Consider the following 19,164-nt stretch of genomic DNA (forward strand, 5'->3'; position numbering starts at 1 on the left):
TAGCCCGTCACTTCGCTCTTTTGAGGTGTTTTGTCTGGGATTCTCTGGTACACAACCTCCGCCACTCCCCCTGCCAGCAGTGCCGCCGCCACAAAGGTCCAGCCCAGCGGCGTTCCCTCTGAGGAATTTCCGTAGATGAGACGTGCCAGAACAAACAGCAGTGGCAGTGGCGTGAGGAGGCGAACGAGAATGCCTTTGGGCATCACAGCGCGATAGACCGACAGGAGCGCTCCCAGCACAAACCCAAGATTGAGGACACCAACAGGAGGGAACCACCCTGTGCCCACCATGAAGAGAGGCCGTAAAAGCACAAAAGCCAGCGCCCAGGTCAGAGCAAATGCACCTGCCGCGCCTGCTCCTTTAAAGGTTCCCAGCGAGCGCTGAAGGAGTGCTCTCATGGCCTACTTGACTAGCCCAAGCTGTGTGAGCAGAAACGCGTAATCAAAGGCGGCTTCTTTGAGGGCATCATAGCGGCCCGATGCGCCGCCGTGGCCTGCATCCATATTACAGTGCAGCAGTAGTGGGTTGGAGTCGGTCTTGAGCGTGCGTAGCTTGGCGACGTACTTGGCGGGCTCCCAGTACATCACCTGGGAGTCGTTGAGGCTTGTCTTGACCAGCATCGTGGGATAGTCCTTGGCCTCTAGCTGATCATACGGGCTGTAGGACTTCATGTAGGCGTAGGCTTCTGGCTCGTTGGGGTTGCCCCACTCCAGATACTCTCCGACGGTGAGCGGCAGAGTGTCGTCGAGCATCGTGTTGATCACGTCCACAAACGGCACGTAGGTCATGCAGAGCTTGGCGACATCGGGGCGCATATTTACCACGGCTCCCATCAGCAAGCCCCCCGCGCTCCCGCCCATGATCGCCAGCTTCTCACGATCCGCGTGGCCCTGTGCCACCAGAAAATCCGCGCAGTCAATGAAGTCCGTGAAGGTCTTGATTTTCACCATCAGCTTGGCCGCATCGTGCCAGGGCTTTCCGTACTCGCCGCCGCCTCGGATATGGGCGATGGCATAGGTCACGCCGCGGTCTAGGAGCGAGAAAATCCCTGAGCGAAAGACGGCGGGCATGATGATCCCGTACGAGCCGTAGCCGTAGAGCAAGCCCGGAGCCGTGCCATCGGTCGGCGTGTCTTTGTGGCGCACCAGCGAGATCGGGATCTTGGTGCCGTCCGCCGCCGTGGCAAAAACGCGCTCGGTGACATAGAGAGCGCGATCCCAGCCCCCCAGCACCGGCGTCTCTTTGAGCAGCGTTCGCTCACGGGTACTCAGATCATAGTCAAACACCGAGGGCGGCGTCACGAGCGAGGAGTAGCGAAGCCGGAACGTGGTGGTGTCAAACTCCCGGTTAGTGTCACCGGAGACCGTGTAGGTCGGCTCTGGGAAGGTAATCGTGTGCTCCTCGCCGTTGGCAAAGTCCAGAACACGAAGCTGCGGCAAGCCCTCTGCCTGCTCGCTGGCAACGAAGTGCCCGGAGAAGAGATCGAAGTCTTCTAGCCCCACCTCAGGCCGATAGGGAATCACCTCACTCCAGTGCAGCGGCTCGGGAGCACTTACGGGCGTGGCGATGAGCTTAAACGTCGGGGCATCTTTGTTGGTACGGAGATAGAAGAGCCCGTCCCGGTGCTCGATGTAGTACTCGTGGTTCTCCTCGCGCGGCAGAACCAACGTCAGCTCTCCCGCCGGGTTGTCCCCTTCGAGGTAGTGCATCTCGGTCGTCGTGGAGGAGGCGGAGCCCACAAACAAAAATTTCTTATCCCGCGACCGGTAGGCAAAGGCCCGGTAGAGCGCATTGGGCTCTTCATAGATGCGTGTCGCACTGCCACCAAGCTCATAGCGATAAATCTCGTGGGGCCGCTTGGTCTCGTCTTCCGTGGTGTAGAACAGCGTTTTATTGTCCGCCGCCCAGCTCACCCCGTCCACTTTCTCGATCACATCAGGCAGCAGCTCGCCGGTCTGTAAATTCTTGATGCGCAGGGTGTACTCACGAAAGCCCGTGTTATCGGTGGTGTAGGCCAGCAAGTTGCCGTCGTCGGAGATCGCATAGGCCCCCACGGACATAAACTTCTCGCCTTCCGCTAGTAGGTTTACATCCAGAGTAATCACTTCATCGGCATCGGCACTTTTCTTGCGGCAGTAAATCGGGTACTGCTTGCCCTCTTCGGTGCGGACATAGTACAGCCAGCCGCCATAGGGGTACGGAACGGAGAGATCGGTTTCCTGAATGCGCCCTAACATCTCGTCGTAGAGTGTCGTCTGGAGCGCCTCGGTCGGCTCCACCACGGACTTGGTGTAGGCATTCTCGGCATCTAAGTAGGCAATAACCTCGGCGCTGGTCTTGTCTTGTAGCCAGCGGTAGTTATCCGTGCGGGTATCATCATGAATTGTGTGAGTGGTCGGGACAATCGTCGCCACAGGGGGCGTCAGGTTCTGCATGGTCAGTATTGTACCCGCTCCCCCATCTTTTCGGGCAGCTAAGTACGCATTTGGCGAGTGTTAGGAAGTCGGTCAACAGCATCATTGACTCTAGGAAACCCACAGGACTTGAATGGCCATGACAACTCAATCAGGTGTATACTAGTGGCTAAGCCATTGCATGACTGAAGCTCTTATCAAAGACCCAACCTACTTCCAGGCATTGTGGTCGAAGTGGAAGACCGTGCCTACGAAGGCTCGCTGGAGTCTCGAAAAGTCGCACTCTCCCAAACGGCCCGTTTCCTGTGGAATTTCCTATGACGATCAAGCGGGGCGGCTGCCAACTCGACGTACTCGACGGAGCCTTGCGAACGATCTGCTGGCTGGGAGTCGAGGTCGTCCGCGCGATTGACTGCCCGATCCGCGATGAGAACTGGGGTACCTACCCATAAGAGGGTGAGTATCGGGATGCGTACCAACCCCTATGGAGCCACTTTCGCGCCCAACCCCGAAGGTGCACGAAAGCCCATGGCCCAGGACGATCCCCATCAGGCCACGGAGTTTGCCGCCGAGTACGCAAAGGTGGTCTTTGAGATCGCCACCAAAGCGGGAGTCGAAGCCCTCGCGCTCTCCTCACTCGGCGGGCCGTTCGACGCTCGCGGGGCACTCCTCACAGAGATTCGGAGATTAAGTTCATGAAACAACGTGGCGTTTTGATCGGGTGTGGCTTTTTTGCCAACAATCACCTTAATGGCTGGAAGTCGCTGCCGGGAGCTGAGCTCGTGGCGGTCTGCGATATAGACCAAGAGAAAGCCGAGCAAGCGGCGGCGCAGTATGGTATTCCTCGGGTCTACACTGATGCCGCAGTGATGCTGGCCGAAGAAAAACCTGACTTTGTGGATATCGTCACCACGGTGCCGTCGCACCGGCCTCTGGTCGAGCTGGCGTGTCGTGCAGGCGCAAAAGTCGTCATCTGCCAAAAACCCTTTGCGGAGACGCAGGCGGACGGCGAGGCAATGGTAGCGGCGGCAGAGGCCGCAGGCGCAAAGCTGGTTATCCACGAGAACTTCCGCTGGCAGAGGAGCCTGATCGAGCTCAAGCATCGGCTAGACGACGGCCAGATCGGCACGCCCCACTTCGCCCGCTTCCAGTTCCGCACTCACTACGATATCTACAGCAAGCAGCCGTATCTCGCTCAGACCGAGCGCTTCTTGATCTTCGATGTGGGGCTGCATCTCTTCGATCTCGTCCGGCACTTCATGGGCGAGGTGGCACACCTGACCTGCCAGACCCAGAGCCTGAATCCTATTGTGCGCGGCGAGGACTCGTTTACCAGCCTCTTGCGGCACACCAGCGGCGCGGTCTCGGTCGTGGATGCGTCGTATTACACCTGGCACAGCCCCGAGATATTTCCCCAGACTCTGGCGCGGATTGAGGGCGATGCCGGAACGCTAGAGCTTCTGGAGGGCTACCGCCTGCGGCTCCACACACCCGATGGCTTGGAGGAGTTCGATGTCGAGCCAAGTGTCCCGAGCTGGGGCGAGAAGCCCTGGCACGGGGTGCAGGACAGCGTGGCGCGCTTTCAGAGCCATGTTCTGGACATACTCAAGGGCCATGCCGAGCCACAGCCGTCGGGCGTGGACAACCTCAAGACCCTCGCCCTTGCCCTCGCTGCCTACGACTCCGCTCAAACGGGTATCGGCCACGATCCGATCCCCCTCGGCTCCGGCCCACGGGTCGTTATCTACTCATCCGTAGCGACAGACTTATGACGAATCTCTCCTCGCACACGATCACGCTTCTTTTTACAGACATCGAAGGCTCCACCAAACTTTGGGAAGAGCATCCCGAGGCGATGCGTCTGGCTCTAGCCCGGCACGATGCCCTTATCCGAGAGGGTGTGGAAAGCAACCATGGAAAAGTCTTCAAAACCATCGGGGATGCTTTCTGCGCTGCGTTCGCGGACCCACAAAAGGCAGTGGAAACAGCGATTATAGTGCAGCAAGGGCTGGTAGAGATGCGTGTTGCGAACCAACCTCTCAAGGTGCGCATGGCACTGCATACCGGAGTTGTTGAGGAGCGTGACGGAGACTACTTTGGCCAACCACTCAACCGGGTCGCACGGCTATTGAGCGCGGGGCATGGAGGCCAGATACTGCTCTCACAGGCGATGCAGGAGGCGATCTCAAGCAGCCTACCTTCCGGCATGATCCTGCGTGATCGGGGCGCACGACGGCTCAAAGACCTGGTTCAGCCCGAGCATATCTTTCAGCTCGAAGTTTTCGGACTCGAAACCGAGTTCCCCCCTCTGCGTACCCTTGATGCCAGAGCACACAATCTGCCTGCACCCACGACCACTTTTGTGGGCCGTACCCGCGAGACGAGCGAGCTTAAGGAGCGCCTGAAGAACACGCGCCTGCTGACTCTAACGGGAATCGGGGGAGGCGGTAAAACGCGGCTCGCACTCCAGGTTGCGGCGGATCATATAGATGATTTTCGGGAGGGCGTCTTCTTCATCGAGCTGGCACCACTCACCGACAATAGCCAGGTTGTCCAGACAGTAGCAGATACTCTCGCACTCCGGGAGGAAGCACAGACACCGCTCCTGACGACCGTTCTGAGCTACCTTCGCGAGAAACAGATTCTTTTGCTACTGGATAACTGCGAGCATGTCGTGGATGCCTGCGCCTGGCTGTGCCAGCAGTTGATCGTGTCCTGTCCCGGCGTTCGAGTTCTGGCCAGTAGCCGTGAGCCTTTGCGTATTCCGGGTGAGGTGGTCTACCCCGTCCCCTCACTCACGATCCCCGATCCGACCCGTGACACCACTCCCGAGCGCCTTCTCTCTTTCGAAACGGTGCGGCTCTTTCTGGAGAGGGCAACTCAGGTGCAACCCGCATTTGCTGTGACAAGCGCGAATGCACCGACTCTAGCATCGGTATGCCATCGTCTGGATGGGATTCCCCTTGCCATTGAGCTGGCGGCGGCGCGGGTTCGAAGTCTCTCGATAGAAGACATCAATGGCAAGCTTGATCAGCGCTTTCGTCTGCTTACGGGCGGCTCACGCACAGCCCTTCCCCGGCAACAGACACTACGCTCGCTGATTGACTGGAGCTACGACCTGCTCACCGACACTGAAAAAGTCTTATTGGCACGGCTGTCGGTATTCTCGGGCGGGTGGGCACTCGAATCGGCGGAGTCTGTTGGCTCAGGAGATCCCCTTGAGGACTGGGAAGTTCTAGACTTGCTGACGAGCCTGGTGGACAAGAGCCTGGTGATGGCGGAGTCAAAAGAGGAGGCGACCCGCTACCGGCTTCTGGAGACCGTGCGGCAGTACGCGCGTGAGAGGCTGGAGACCAGCGGCGAGGCAGACGCGGTTCACACGCGGCATCAGGACTACTTCGTGCGACTCTCCGAGGAGGCAGGGCCTCTGCTCATGAGCCCGGAGCAAAAGACATGGCTGGCGCGTCTGGAGCAGGAGCAGGAGAACTTCCGGGCGGCCATGGAGTGGAGCCTCAGCGACGATAAGAGCGTCGAGCCCGCGCTTCGTCTCTGTGGGATGATCTGGCGCTTCTGGCTGCTACGCGGCTATCTTACTGAAGGGCGTGTCTGGTGCGAGCGAGCGCTGGAAAAGGCCAACCGCGCCGACAGCGATGAGCACAGCGGCAACAAAGCAAAAGTGCTCAATGGAGCCGGTAGTCTTGCGGTGAATCAGGGTGACTACACTCTGGCGCGCCGCTACTACGACCAGTGTCTGGCAATCGCACGCGCACAAGAGTTTCCCCGAGGAATCGCCAGTGCCCTCAATAATCTTGGAGGTCTAGCAATTGTCGAGGGCGACTTTGCTCTGGCAGGAAAGTATCTCAAAGAAAGTGTGGTGATCAATCGGGAGATCGGAGAGCGGTGGAATGTCGCCGGCTCGCTCGACAACCTGGGATGGGTGACCCGTGGCCTGGGAGATTATGACTCGGCGAACCGCTATCTTGAGGAGAGCCTCGCACTCTACCGCGACCTCGGGGATAGATATGGGATTGGTAATGCGCTCAATACTCTCGGAATGGTCGCCTGCGACCTTGGCGATAGTGCTGCTGCCCGACCTTATTTTGAAAAGAGCCTGGAGCTTTTTCAGGAAATTGGAGATCGGCCTGGTATCGTCCTCGCCCTCGCCAATTTTGGGAATGTGTCTCGAATAGAGAAGCGCGACGAGCAAGCGGCTCTTCTCTGGGGCGCTGCCGAAGTCTTGGGTGAGGAGATTCACTCACTGATGCTTCCTGCGGATCGGGACGAGCATACCCGCCGAGTGGCTGCCGCTCGGGACACTCTTGGCGAGGAAGCATTTGCCAGAGCCTGGACAGAAGGACGGGCCTTTACTATGGAACAAGCAATCGAGCTGGCACTTCGGGGAGCTGACCACAAACTGGATTGACGGAAAACCAACCACGGGAGGCTCTGGTACGCTCCCAGTCACCTCGCCCTGGACAGGCACGGCCTTCTGAGAGGTCTGCCTCGCCGATCCGGCCACCCGAGAAGCCGCGATTCTGTCGGCGCAAAGCGCCCTCTCTTCCTGGAGCACGCTCTCGATGAAAGACCGTGTGCAGCCGCTCTTTCGCTTCAAGTCGCTCGCCGAGTCCCGGATGGCGAAGCTGGCTGCCTCCATCTCCCGGGAAAGTGGTAAAACTCTCGGCGAGGCCCAAGCCGGTGTAGAAAAAGGGCTGGAGTGTGTGGAGTTCGCCTGCTCCCTACCCCAACTCCTCACCAGCGAGCTGCTCGAAGTCAGTCGTGGCGTGGACTGCCACACGCGGCGCTTCCCGCTCGGCGTGGTCGTGGGGATCACGCCCTTTAACTTTCCCGGGGCTCCAGTGGGCTCAGCGAAGAGGCACTACGTCTTGCGGTGAAGGCAGGAGTGGTTAAGGTGAACTGTTCTAGCGAGTCCGTGCTCCTGCGTAGTCAAGCCTCTCGTGCGTTCTACGCAGAGTTTGGCGCGCAGCTGGAATGTAGGAGCACCAGATTTTAAAAGAACCGCAATGGATACTGGTCTTCAGGATTTCATCTCGAAGCGCTATATCCCAACCGTGATCCACCGACTGGAACTTCTACGACAATCTTGATACGTCCCCTGACACGGAGCGGCGCAGAGATGAGTCAGCGGCAGCGACGGAGGTACTCTTTCCGGGGGAGGTCTTCGATATGGCCGCTGGCGTGGTAGTAGCGAACTCCTTGATCCTCCGTGAGGGTATCGGCGCGGGTGCGGCGGACTTCGGCATGGTCACCACTGGCTTCGATAAACTCGGCGAGGACCTGCTCCGCAGTGTCTAGATCCTCGAAAAAGAGAACATAGTCAATATCGTCATCGTCATCGTGGTGCACTACCCAGTCGCCCTCGCGTGGTTCTTCCAGATAGCGGTCAATGCCGCCCCCAGCGACAAAAAGAGCATAAGGCTCATCGGGGAGTGGCGTGTCACCGGGATCTTCGAGCGGCCCTTGCTCCAAAAGCAGATGGAGCCAAATGTTTTCATCGTCGTCGAAGAAGAGCACGGCAGGGAACCTGTCGGCGAGCTCCTCACGGGTGATCAGAGCAACATGGAGTGCGCCGGAGTCGGGCTCTTGCTCAACGGCTGCCTCGATAGCACTCTCCGCGAGCTCGGGGTTCGGGAAGGCCCATGCGATCTCCTGGCCAATCGGACCATGCGAAAATGGCGTCCCGTACTCGTAGCAGATCGTGTAGAGAGGCTCGGGAAGCTCTGCCAGAAGGGGAATCTGGGGCGTAAAAGACTCAGAGTCAGAAAGTTCGTCAGGGGGGGTGGATTCGTCACTCACGGCAGTAGTATACCCGGCACCATCACGACAAAAAGCAATAAGGGCAGAGCGATTTGCCCTGCCCTCTCTTGTAATCCGCGAAAAGAGCTAGCCCTTGCCGCGCTCTCGGGAGCGGCTAGAGGAGCCACTCTCACGTGACGAACCCGTGGAGCCGCGGGACTCACGCGACGGCTCGTAGGTACGGCCCGTTGGACGAGAGTCGTTCGTTTTGCCAAAGTTGGGGCTGGTGCCACCGCTAGGCGGGGTGAAGCCACCACGCATCTCACGCGATTCTCGTGAGGGGAAGGGGCTCCCATTTCCGTTAGATGAAGTCCCGCCCGGACGTACGGGAGTCATGTTAGGCACCGAGTACCCTGGTGTGGTCGTGGTGCCAGGACGGCCAAACTCGCGCTCACGAGAACCGCCACTGCTCGGTGGAGTGAATCCCCCGGTACTAGGACGGTTTGGGGTCATGTTAGGGACGAAGGGCGGCGCAGTGGGACGCCTAGACTCGTTCTCACGACTGCCTCCAGGATTCGTTCCACCGCCAAAGACGGAGTTGTTTCCCCCACGGTTCATATTAGGTGCCGTGCCAAAGTTAAGGCGATCTGAGCTTCCCTGGCCCTGGGCGCGCTCCTCACTAAACCGTGCGGGTGCCTGAAAGCCGGGACGAGAAGATTCACGGAATGCCGGGCGGCCACGATCCCAGTCTTTGTCGCGGATACTGTCGCGGGAGCCGTCCCAGCGGTTGCGCTGATCTACAAAGATTGGCCTTGTATCGCGGATCACGATGGGACGAATCCCAGCCCCTGGCCAGAAGCCACAGTAGTCGTCCCAGTTATTCCAGAAGCGGTTGCCCATGGAGATCGTCAGACACGACATCGGGGAATAGACGATCCCACTGCGCCAGGGCTGGTTGCCCCAGTAGCCACCAAAGACCGACATGCCCGGAGACCACCCCATGCCACAAAAAGCATCCCAGCTGGGAGCAAGGCCCATATAGACAGGCCGTGTGTAGAAGTAGCGCTGGGGAAACGGGAACCAGCGTCCGTTGGCAACAGCCGCGTTCTCTAAGAAGCCGTTATCGGGCAAGTAGAGCGTGGGGACACTATTGCTATCGTTGACAAAATACATCGTGCCATTGGTCTTGCCAAACTGCATGGCATAGAGGTTCCCTGAGAACGGCACCGAGATCATCTGGCCATTTTCATCCGTGAGTAAGTAGCCATTCGAATCAAAGATCGCGCGGACAATGGAAATGGGCTGGTTGCGCGGCGTCTCACGCCAATCAAAAATATCCGCACGCGACTGCGCCAACGGCGGCGTAGCCGAGAACGTCTGTGCAAATGCCGCCGGGGCCGCCAGTAATAGAGCTGTTGCTAAAAACGCTTTCATCGGAAAAATTCTCCTCTGTAGTAATAAACAATCAAATCAAAAAGAATGTGACAATTATTTTTCCTTCTGCCCCAAATCCTGTGACAAATGCCGCCTCGATGAAAATCATCGGGCTGTGGGGCGTCGTACCTCCGCCGCCTCGCTCCGCTCGGAATTTTACCGACGAGGGACGAGGAGGCGGCACGAAGTGCCCCAAAGCGGGACGTTCACCGTCCACGCTAACCAGACAACCACCATCACGAGATTGGCGACAGGAAGTTATTTTTTGCAGAGGCAGTCACGGACAAACGCCAAGCTCTTGACAAGATTGGCGGACTTCTCCTCAGGAGTCGCCCCGCTGATGCTGCACTCGTAGGCGAGCCAGCCGGTGAAGTTTAGCTCTTTCAGCACTCTGAACGCGGCGACGAAGTCAATATCCCCCGTCCCTGGCTCATGGCGCGTGTTATCGGCGAGGTGTAGGTGATAGACAAATTTCCCCGCGTCACGAAGCGCTTGAGGCGAGTTCGTTTCCTCGATGTGCATGTGAAAGAGATCCGCCAGAATCCCAACTCCCGTTGGGCTTCCCGCCAGCTCAATCACGCGCTGGGCATCGGCGAGCCTTCGGAGGTAGTGCTGCTCGTAGCGATTCAGCGGCTCCAGCAAGAAGAGTGTGTTGTGCGCCGCCGCGTGTGGCGCGAGCTCCGCAAGTGCCGCGATCATGAGGCCATCTTCTAGCTCGATGGCCGTTTTGTAGGGCGAGAGGTCCGGCACTTTCGGGCCACCAAAGATCGGGGGGACGATCTGGCCTGCCGCGCCAACCTCACCGCAGAACTTCAGCAGCGCCTTGCTGCCCTCGATTGCCTTGCGCCGCTTCTCTTTGTCGGGGTCGAGGAAGTCGAAACACGGGTTGCCGTCGGGGTCGGCGTTGCCACAGACACTGGAGATAGGCACAAGCCCGTTGATCGCGTTGGCGTCGCGCAGGCATTTTTCCAAGCCCCCGCCCCAGACCCCCAGCTCAATACCCTCAACTCCGTTGTCGTGCGCCCACTTCGCCTTCTCCGCCGTCGTCGTACCCGGAATCAGGCCGAGCTGCAGTGCGATTTTCATGGCATTAGTGTACCTGTGTTAACTGGGGGATTCTGGGGAGTCCCACTGGGTCCAGTCGGTAGCCTCGCCGCGTGCCCAGAACAGGGCATAGCGAGGTTGCTCCAGAAGGGGCGCGAGCTTTGTGCGGCGCTCGTCATCGGCGGGGAGTAGCGGGATGCCGTGCTTACGGCGCGTGCTCTCCCCCAGCGCCGCAAGAAAGACAATCCGCTCCGGGTCTACCTCTTGCTCCATCAGCGTCTCGGTCATGTTGAGAATGGCCGTCGCTCCATTGACCACATCGTTGATCGCGACACAGATCGGAAGCACTTCGTCGTAGAGCTCAAGTTCCGTGTCCAGCTCCCCCAATTCGTAGCGCAGCGCCGCAAGGGCCATGAGGGTGTAGACCAAGCCCATCAGATTGCCAGCATCGGTCTGGACGCGCCGCGCCTCGTCCAGATACGGCAGGCCCAAGAGCGGCTGCTTGCGGCGCACCTCAAGATTGCCCCGCGCCATGAGCATGGTCGAGAGCCGGTGCGTGTCGCCCGTGGGCCGCAAAAGTGCAATTGCCTCATCGTAGAGGGCGCACGCACGGTCAAAATCCCCCGATGCCGAGGCGATCATCCCGACATTGTAGAGCGCAACCGCGATTCCCACGGGCTCGGCCTGCTCTCGGCGGATCACCAGCGCGGCCTCTTGTGCCGCACGTGCCCCGGCGTAGTCGCGCTGACGGAGCCGCACGACACCGAGGCCCCCCAGTGCCCGCGCCCGGCTGTCCCGGAGGGCCGGTGAGCTTGCTTCCGGGTGGGCCAACGCCTCGGTGAGCGCGAGTTCTGCCTCCCGCAAGCGTCCCCGCGACTCCCAGAACCGCCAGAGCGCACTGCTGAGCCGTAGCGCCTGCTCAGTATCGGCGTGGGCGAGCGCGGCGGCGAAGTTATCGAACTCCGTGTCGCTCTGGGCGAGTGCCTGACTTTGGCGCTCGGTGGCGAGCTCGGTCTCCAGTGCCTCCGCATGGGTCACAAAAAAGTTCGCATGACGCACGTGCGCCGCGTCGTCTTCAGATTCTTCGCTCAAGCGCTCGGCGGCGAACTCCCAGAGCGCTTCGGGTAGCGCAAAGCGCGGCGGCTCGCCTATGGTCTGGCGAACGAGTGAGCGCTCCGTGAGCCGCAGAACCGCCTCCTCCACCGTGCGTTCTTCGGCGACAGCGGCAATCGCGGCAAGAGTCGCGCCGCCACGAAAGACGGAGAGAAGCCGAAAGAGGCGCTGAAGCTCGGGCGAGAGGAGCGTGTAGCTGCTGTGCGCCACGGCCCAGAGCGAGTCGTGCCGCCCTGCTCTGCCACGCCGTGCGGGAAGCGCTAGCCGCGATGCCTTCACCCGCTCGGAGAGCTGTGTGGGAGTCAAGACGCCCGTCCACGAGGCGGCCAGCTCGATGGCCAAGGGAACGCCCTCCAGGATCTGTACAAGCTCCATCAGCGCACTTGCGTTGCGGAGTGTCAGCTGAAAGTCCCCCCGACACGCCTGCGCCCGATCCACAAAGAGCGCGATACTTGGCACACTCGCAAGGCTCGCCAGCTGGGCATCGGAGTCTGGAAGCGGGAGCGCGGCCAGCGGAAACAAGCGCTCCCCCGAGAACCCAAGGCGCTGGCGGGAGGTGATCAGCAGACGTAGTGTGGGAAGCGCCGCTCGAAGCGAGAGCACAAAGGCCTTGAGAGTCGCGCCCGTCAAGTGCTCCGTGTTGTCCAGCACCAGCAGAGGCGCGTTTTCCGCCGCTAGTGCCTCAACCACGCCCGCGAGCTTGATGCCGAGTAGCCGTGCCAGCCGCTCGGGCACCTCGCCGGCTTCCTGCACATCGGCCAGCGCCACAAAGACACTCGTGCCCTCCCAGCCCAAAGCAAGCTCGGCGGCAAGGCGTGTCTTGCCGCTCCCTCCCGCGCCGGTTAGGGTCACAGGAACGCCTGCAAGCAGGAGCTCCCGAAGCTGCACTTGCTCCGCCTCACGGCCAAAGAAGCGATCCAGCGACGGCGGCACGCCAAGGCGCTTGTGGGTAAGGGAGAGTGGCGCAATGGGCGTCGGAGTCGCGCCGAGCTCCCCGAGCCCAAGCCGCTCCAGCCGTGCCATCAGTGCCTCAGCCGCTGTGATCGCCCAGTCATCGTAGAAATCCGGCAGGAGTGGCCCCAGGGCAAGGCGCCCTGCCCGTTCTGTATCGCCCGCCTTGAGCGCCGCTTCCAGCTCCGCCACATCGGTCACAAGCGCCGAGGGGTGCAGGCCCGCATGGGTTCTCGTCGCCAGCACGACACTGCCCGAACGCATCTCCGGCGGCTCCAACTGGCGGCGCAGCGAGGTCAGCGCGGCGCGGAGGCTCTGCTGGCCCTGCGGCAAGGGGTCGTCGGGCCAGAACAGATCAATCAGCCGCTCGCGGGAGTGCTGGCCCGGAAAGAGCGCAAAATACGCCAGCAAACCCGCGGTCTTACGGCTCCGAAAGTGCGTCACCGGCGGGAACCCATCCCGCTCCAGCGCCAATCCCCCCAGTAATCGAACTTTCCAGAGCATCTCTAGGCCCGATTGTACCGGCGACGGGCAACCAGAGCCAGCGGTGTGAGCGCCAGAAGTAGTAGCGTGTGTGTCGAAGGCTCGGGTGCGGAGCTTCCTGCCGATAAGGGACCACGGAAGATCGCGGTTGCGCTATTGGGCGAGTAGGTAATGTCCCAGAGGTAGCCGGGGGAGACGATCTTATCCCAGTTGCCGTTGATATTGGGAGCGGAGAAGAACATGAAGCCTTGGCCAATTCCGGGCGTAAAGCCCCCCACCAGCGCAATCTCCAGTGCGCCACTGAGGCTTGCGCTCCCCCCGAAGGTAAAGGTGTCAAACGAGCTTCCCCCGCCGATATTGAGCAGGAGTGTCCCTCCCGACGTCTGTGTGTAGCCCCCGGTTGCCGAGAACGCACCAATGCCACCGCCACTGCCACCGCTTCCTAGGCCGCCGGAGAGAATCCCACCGCCATTGCTTATGCCGCCCAAAATGCTCCCCGAGCTGTAGAGGAAGCCGCCATTCAGGTTGTAGATCCCCGACGGGTTCGTCCACTGGATTGTCCCCGCGTTGGAAACACCGCCGCCCGTCTGGGTGTAGTCGCCCGCAAAAGTCGCGAGCTCCGGGGTGTCGATCTCGACCAGCGCGCCCCCGAAGCGGCGCAGGGCGAAGCTGTCTGACTGGCCGAGGTTGTTGAAGCCATTGATAAGGAGCGGCCCATCGGCGAAGTTCTTGTCGATCCCGACAGCGCTGGAGCTGGTGTAGCCGGTCGGAAGGTAGCCATGAAGATTCGTCCCCGCTCCCGTGGCGTTGTCCCAGAAGATCGCCCGATTGCTTCCCGCCTGCTGCGCGGTTCCCACCGTCTGGTTGGCACCCACCATCACCGCACTCGCTCCCGTCAGCGAGCCAATCGTGCCTAGGTTGCGGGTCGTGGCACTGGCGATCTCATAGACCGCCGCCGCTCCAGTCGCCGTGCTCGCCCCGACAATGTAGTTACCGCTCATGCCGCGCACGGTAGAGAGCCCGGTGTTGAGGTTGGTGATAGTGCCGGTCGGGAGATCAAGAAAGCCAAAGCCCGTTGCTGTCAGGTTCACCAGAGCGTTCGTGCCACTAATATCCAGAATCTGGCGCGGAAACGACGAGAACAATGGCCCCCAGGTGAAGCTATACTGCTGCCCTGTCGCTAAGTTGAACGCCGTTGAGGAGTAGGTGTTGTAGGCACCGATGGCGATGCTGCGGACATCGGTGTTAGTAAACGCCCAGCCCTCGCGCAGGTTGGGGACAGTGCTGGTGTAGGTCTGGGAGTTATTCGCGGAGGCGGAGATTCCCAGGCTAATTGTCTGGTTGGTGACCAGGTTTTTCGCCGTGAAGGTCCGGTTGCTCGTGACCTGAATCACGCTAAAGTCAAACTGGCTCTGGATCACCCAGTCGCCGCTGATCTGCTGATAGGCACTGTTGACCGGGGTCTCGGGAAAGCTGGGCGTGCCGACACGAATGTCCCAGAGCATGGCATCTTCCCGGTGCCGAACCCCTGCCTGGTAGCCAAAAGTGCCGACCGCCCGGTTGCCACTCACCGCGCTGACGGTCTGGGGGAAGGTTGGCGTGCTGAGCTTACGCGCGATGTACTGTGCCTGGGCCGCTCCTACAGAGAAAGTAAGCGCTAGGACGAGAGAGCTGAAACGAGAGAGAGTTTGCATGCCCGCTATACTACGGGGCTTGCGTGAACACACCGTGACGAGCCAAACCCGTTTTATTTTTCCTCGAAGCTGCGACCGGTCCAAACATAGTCGGTGGTGTGGCCGCCGCCCTCGCGCTCGGAGTAGCTCTCGCTGACAATCAGCAACCCGCACTTGTCGCGGCTAAACTCAACGGTAGTGGCGGAGATGCTGCTGGAGCTGTCGCTGAAGTCCTGGGCGCAGAGGAGCTTGGCAAGGCCCTCGGTGAAGACATGCACCCGCACGGTATCGGAGTCACGCGCGACCAGAACCGGGCCGCGCTTGCGCTTGTCATCGAGCCAGAGTGCACTCAGCGATGTATCCCCTGCCCCGGCAAAGTTGCTTTCCAGCCGATGCACCGCCAAGGTCTTGCCGCCGGTCGTGGCGATCTCCAGAAACTGCAGCGGCCCCGCCTTGGCAAAACGCAGAAAGTAGCGTCGTCCTCCAAAGATTGCCGCGCCAAAGCGTATCTGCCCTCCGTACTTGGGCTTGGGCAGAGCTAGGGGCGGCGCAAAAGCATCGGCATCCGGCGCGGACTTTAGAGCCTCTTCCACAAAGTGTAGGCCGTTCCAGGCGAACTTGGTCTCCGTGGCAGAGAGGTCACTCAGGCTACAGAGCCCAGAAAAGCCCTCGGGGAAGGCGAGGCGAAAGTGATCGAGCTGGAGAAGCGGCCCTTTTTTCTCACGCGGAGCCAGCCAGAGCGCCTCCAGTGTCTTGGGTGCCTCTTTCTCCAGTCCCGTGTCGCGCAGGCGCTGGAGAGCCTTCCCGCTTGTCGTCAACACCAGAAGCTCGTTGTCACCGTCTTCAGGGGCTGAGTAGCGCAGAAAAACCGTACCGTGTGGCGCGGGAAACTCGGCCTTGAGCATCCAGCAGAGCTTGTGTCCTGGCGCAAGAGCTACCCGGCGCACGGGCGCAGGCAACGACGAAATGGCGGTAAGAGATTCTTTCATTTTGCCTACTTATTTGCGAGAGGGAAGTTCACACCACGCCCGTAGCGCACGGGGCGCTGGTCACGATTGCGCAGCTCCTTGGCAAGAGCGGGCACCCGCTGCTCGGCATAGGCCAGCAGAGAGATCACCTTGACCTGGCTCTCACTCGGGGCAGCTTTCCCACGAAGCCCTTCCAGCATCGCATAGGTCAGGATGCCGTGGCCCAGGGCTTTCACCTCGCTGGCGTACTGCTGACTGGTGGAGGCAGTGAGGATGTAGAGCCCCTGGGCGCGCGCAAGGAGTGCCAGCTGACGCTGCTCCTGTGCGCCGCTGGTTGAGCTCCCACTGAGCGCCGCACCGGACTTACAGGCATCGTAGACAATCAAGATACGTCGTGCCCCGATCTTGGAGATAAGAGTATCAAGCTGGTCACCACTGATGCCGTACTTTCGGACGTTGTTCTTATCGCGCATAAGACGCATCTCAGACGGCAAGAAATAGAAGCTCTGCGCGGCGTTCTCCACCTCGTCATCGGTGGCCTTTGCAGCGGCGGTCTCCCCGTGGCCCGCCAGGTAGATCACGACAATATCGCTGGGCTTCGACTCGGTTGCCAGTGCCTTAATCGCCGCTTCGATATTCTTTCCCGTGGCTTTTTCATCCAAAAGCGACGTCACTTTGACACCCGCAAAGAGCGTTTTTTGGCTCTCAAAGAACTGCCCAAATGCTTCTGCATCCGGGCGGGCGTACTCCAGGTTCATGGAAGCGTCTTCGTACTTGTTGATTCCCACGCTCAGCACCCGAAGTGTCGGCTTTACCGTGGCAGTTGCCGTGCTCACCAGCTTTAGCTCAGCGGGTTGACTCTCCAGATTTGTGCGGGAGTAGGCCACGGCGCGAAGCTTGTTCTCACCAGGCTCCAGCGCGATGGTAAAAGTGCTCGTCCGCGCACTCTGCACGACTCCGGCTCCTGCCAGGCTACTGTCGCCCCCGACAAGCCGCCCGTTGTGGTAGAGACGTAGCGCACGAACCCCGCCCCCATTCTGCTCCGTGGCCTTCACGGTGATCGTCACTTCGGCAGCACTGGTTGTGCTGGTCGTACTGGTTGGTGGGGCAACGAGCTGTACTTTGGGGGGCGCACCTTGGGCCAGTGCAGCCTCAGGTGAGAGTGGGTTTGCTCCCTCTTTGCCATCGAGAACCAGTTGCACGAGGCCGGGTCGGTAAAAACGCTCGGCGAACTGATCCAGACTATACGTCTTGGTGCCATTGGAGAAATAGACTTTCTCAATCGCGCCTTGCGAGCCGTCAAAGGCACCCTCGGGCGTGTTGGCCAGCCAGTCACCGCCCTCCAGCATCAAGAAACTAAGGCTGGTCTTGCCGCTCAGATCGCGTACTCGAAGACTGCCATCGTTTTGTGCCGTCAGCAGGTGCTTGCCGTCGGGCAGAAGCGCGGGGGCAAGCGCTCCCCCCTCGCGAACCCCCAGCCCATCGAGCTTGCTAAGCACTTGGTGGCGCTGTCCAGTGCTTGCATTCCACAGGCTCCACTCATCTTTACTGGCATCGAAGACCAGTGCGCGTGCGTCGCTGGGTGAGACGATAATATCCCTGAGGCCCGCTGTAAATAATGGCTCCCAGACGTGCGACATCTGTCCTGTGCTCACCTCGCGGCGCACCACCGTCGCTTGGTAATCTGAGGCATCGGAGTCTCTCTGGATCTCCACCGGGATCAGCGCGGCCTTCCCACCCTCAATAAAGACCGGGAGGGGATAGCTCATCTGGCGTATAGACTTTCCCTTCCACTGATTATCAAAATCTGGGGTCTGTGAGAGGCGAGTGCCACTCAGCGCATCGTAGGTTGCAAACGCTCGCATCCCCGAGTCGGTTTTAATGAGGGCAACAAGCTGGTTTCGGTCGTTAAATGCCGCCCTCGTCTCACCATCCAGCCCCGAAAGACGCGCACGCTCTCGTCCTGACTTGGCATCGAGCAGGTAGCCGAAGCAGTAAAGCGACGCTCCATCGGGGCTGAGTGCGAGCGAGGCGCGTGGAGTAAAGCCGGGCTTTAGGAACAGCGGCTCAGAGAGCGCGTTCTTCTCCAGATCCAGCCGTCGCAGCTCCGCGCGGTCGTACTGCGGGTTCCACGCTACCAGATAGATCGTCTTACCATCTGCCGTGTAAACCGCGTCCAAGAGCGCCGCGACATAATCCGTCCAGAACAGCGTCTGCCCGGTGCGAGGGTCCATAACTCGCAGGCTCCCCAGCCAGCCACCGACCCGATAGTAGGCCCCTTGCGACGTATTGACAAGCGCCGTCTTGCCGTCGGGCGCGACGAAGAAGATATTAGGGTTGTACGTCCAGCCGCGCAGCGAGTTTTCTGGAGTCAGCGAAGCGGCACTCCAGAGAGTCGCCCGGCCATCGCGCGCCACGGAAACGAGCTGCTTGCCATCCTGTCGAAATGCGACCGTGGTTAAATCATCCTTGACGAGTGGGGCAAAAAGAGGGCCGGTGGCCTGAGGCGCAGCATCTGCCACACTGTCTCCGACTCCCTCCACCACGATGCCGCGCACGGGGGCGGGCTTGGAGAGCGTCTCTTTTCCACTGAGAAAATCCACCAGCGCAAAGCGTGTTCCCAAGACGCGCACGAGGCTCTTGCCGTCCGGGGAGAAGCCCACAAAGCCACTCGCGATAGTGCGAATCACCTTCCCAGTGGCTTCTTCCACCACCACGCCTGCACCTTCTGTGTCCTCATCTGCTTTTTGTGCGCTGTCCTTGATGCCCAGTAGCTCCGCATTGAAGGCACTGACGAAGACATAACCGCTGGAGGAGTGGGCCTCCGCCGGTGCGTTCACAGGAATCGTGCCCAGCTTCTTTCCCGTCGCCGTGTCGTAGCGATCCGTCTGGCGTATCTTTTTTTCGTAGCCCCGCCGCACATAGTAGATGGCGAACTCTTTATCATCGGGGAGAAAATGGCCACTCGTGACCCCCGTCTGCTCGGTGAGCTTGATGGGCATTGCCCCCGTGGTAATATCGCAGACAAAGGCTTGGCCTACTCCGCGTGTGGTCACCAGCGCCCGCGTCTCATCGCCGGTGACATCCAGGTGATCCACTTCGGAGACGTATTGCAGGGCATCCAGGATCACGGAGGGAATCTGCCACTCCTTCAAGAGTTTCCCGCTCACCACATCCCAGAGCTGGAGCCTCCCGTATGGCTCATCATCCACCGTCCCATCGTCACTACGGAGCGCTTTTACCCCCATTCCACCCACGAGTAGGCGTCGGCTATCCTTCATCCAGTGGAGCACGCCCGCGCACGGCAGCTCGCGCGTCGTCCGGCCCGTG

The 19,164-nt window shown here is 60.3% G+C and carries 13 protein-coding genes and 1 pseudogene; 5 read left to right on the plus strand and 9 right to left on the minus strand.

Annotated elements, in window-relative coordinates; genetic code table 11:
- Together RMO15_RS18730 and RMO15_RS18735 are read right to left on the minus strand one after the other, a co-directional pair.
- The coding region (locus RMO15_RS18730; protein ID WP_309715219.1) for a hypothetical protein at positions 1-398 on the minus strand (398 nt) is incomplete at its 3' end.
- Positions 399-401: 3 nt separating this feature from the next.
- Positions 402-2,435: a S9 family peptidase gene (locus tag RMO15_RS18735; protein ID WP_309715221.1), complete on the minus strand. Its 2,034-nt coding sequence runs from the start codon at positions 2,433-2,435 to the stop codon at positions 402-404.
- 296 nt (positions 2,436-2,731) lie between these two features.
- Here RMO15_RS18735 and RMO15_RS18740 point away from each other — a divergent pair, with 296 nt between their 5' ends.
- From RMO15_RS18740 to RMO15_RS18760, 5 genes and pseudogenes are all read left to right on the plus strand, one after another.
- Positions 2,732-2,866 (plus strand): hypothetical protein, encoded by a 135-nt coding sequence (locus RMO15_RS18740; RefSeq protein WP_309715224.1) that lies wholly within the window; start codon positions 2,732-2,734, stop codon positions 2,864-2,866.
- Positions 2,867-2,882: 16 nt separating this feature from the next.
- A complete protein-coding gene (locus RMO15_RS18745) occupies positions 2,883-3,113 on the plus strand; it encodes a hypothetical protein (protein ID WP_309715227.1) in 231 nt (76 codons plus the stop codon).
- On the plus strand, positions 3,110-4,186 hold the full coding sequence (locus RMO15_RS18750) for a Gfo/Idh/MocA family oxidoreductase (RefSeq protein ID WP_309715230.1): 1,077 nt from the start codon (positions 3,110-3,112) through the stop codon (positions 4,184-4,186). Before RMO15_RS18745 ends, RMO15_RS18750 begins: the two co-directional genes overlap by 4 nt.
- Positions 4,183-6,837 carry a tetratricopeptide repeat protein gene (locus RMO15_RS18755; protein ID WP_309715233.1) on the plus strand — a complete coding sequence of 885 codons (2,655 nt, stop codon included), beginning with the start codon at positions 4,183-4,185 and terminating at the stop codon, positions 6,835-6,837. Before RMO15_RS18750 ends, RMO15_RS18755 begins: the two co-directional genes overlap by 4 nt.
- 91 nt (positions 6,838-6,928) lie before the next feature.
- Positions 6,929-7,306 (plus strand): annotated as a pseudogene (locus tag RMO15_RS18760) (aldehyde dehydrogenase family protein); the annotation flags it as partial.
- Between the two features lie 247 nt (positions 7,307-7,553).
- Here RMO15_RS18760 and RMO15_RS18765 read toward each other — a convergent pair.
- From RMO15_RS18765 to RMO15_RS18795, 7 genes are all read right to left on the minus strand, one after another.
- Positions 7,554-8,228, minus strand: a complete 675-nt coding sequence (locus RMO15_RS18765; protein WP_309715236.1) for a hypothetical protein — start codon at positions 8,226-8,228, stop codon at positions 7,554-7,556.
- An 87-nt stretch (positions 8,229-8,315) separates the two neighbouring features.
- Positions 8,316-9,602: a hypothetical protein gene (locus RMO15_RS18770; protein ID WP_309715239.1), complete on the minus strand. Its 1,287-nt coding sequence runs from the start codon at positions 9,600-9,602 to the stop codon at positions 8,316-8,318.
- A gap of 258 nt (positions 9,603-9,860) precedes the next feature.
- Positions 9,861-10,688 (minus strand): sugar phosphate isomerase/epimerase family protein, encoded by an 828-nt coding sequence (locus RMO15_RS18775; protein WP_309715242.1) that lies wholly within the window; start codon positions 10,686-10,688, stop codon positions 9,861-9,863.
- 18 nt (positions 10,689-10,706) lie between these two features.
- Positions 10,707-13,214 carry a tetratricopeptide repeat protein gene (locus RMO15_RS18780; protein WP_309715244.1) on the minus strand — a complete coding sequence of 836 codons (2,508 nt, stop codon included), beginning with the start codon at positions 13,212-13,214 and terminating at the stop codon, positions 10,707-10,709.
- Between the two features lie 2 nt (positions 13,215-13,216).
- Complete coding sequence (locus RMO15_RS18785; RefSeq protein WP_309715246.1) at positions 13,217-14,887, minus strand: hypothetical protein; 1,671 nt, start codon at positions 14,885-14,887, stop codon at positions 13,217-13,219.
- A gap of 53 nt (positions 14,888-14,940) precedes the next feature.
- Positions 14,941-15,855, minus strand: coding sequence for a hypothetical protein (locus RMO15_RS18790; protein WP_309715249.1), 915 nt, complete (start codon positions 15,853-15,855; stop codon positions 14,941-14,943).
- Positions 15,856-15,860: 5 nt separating this feature from the next.
- The coding region (locus RMO15_RS18795; protein ID WP_309715252.1) for a caspase family protein at positions 15,861-19,164 on the minus strand (3,304 nt) is incomplete at its 5' end.

Source organism: Armatimonas sp. (genome assembly GCF_031410135.1).
Lineage (GTDB): Bacteria > Armatimonadota > Armatimonadia > Armatimonadales > Armatimonadaceae > Armatimonas.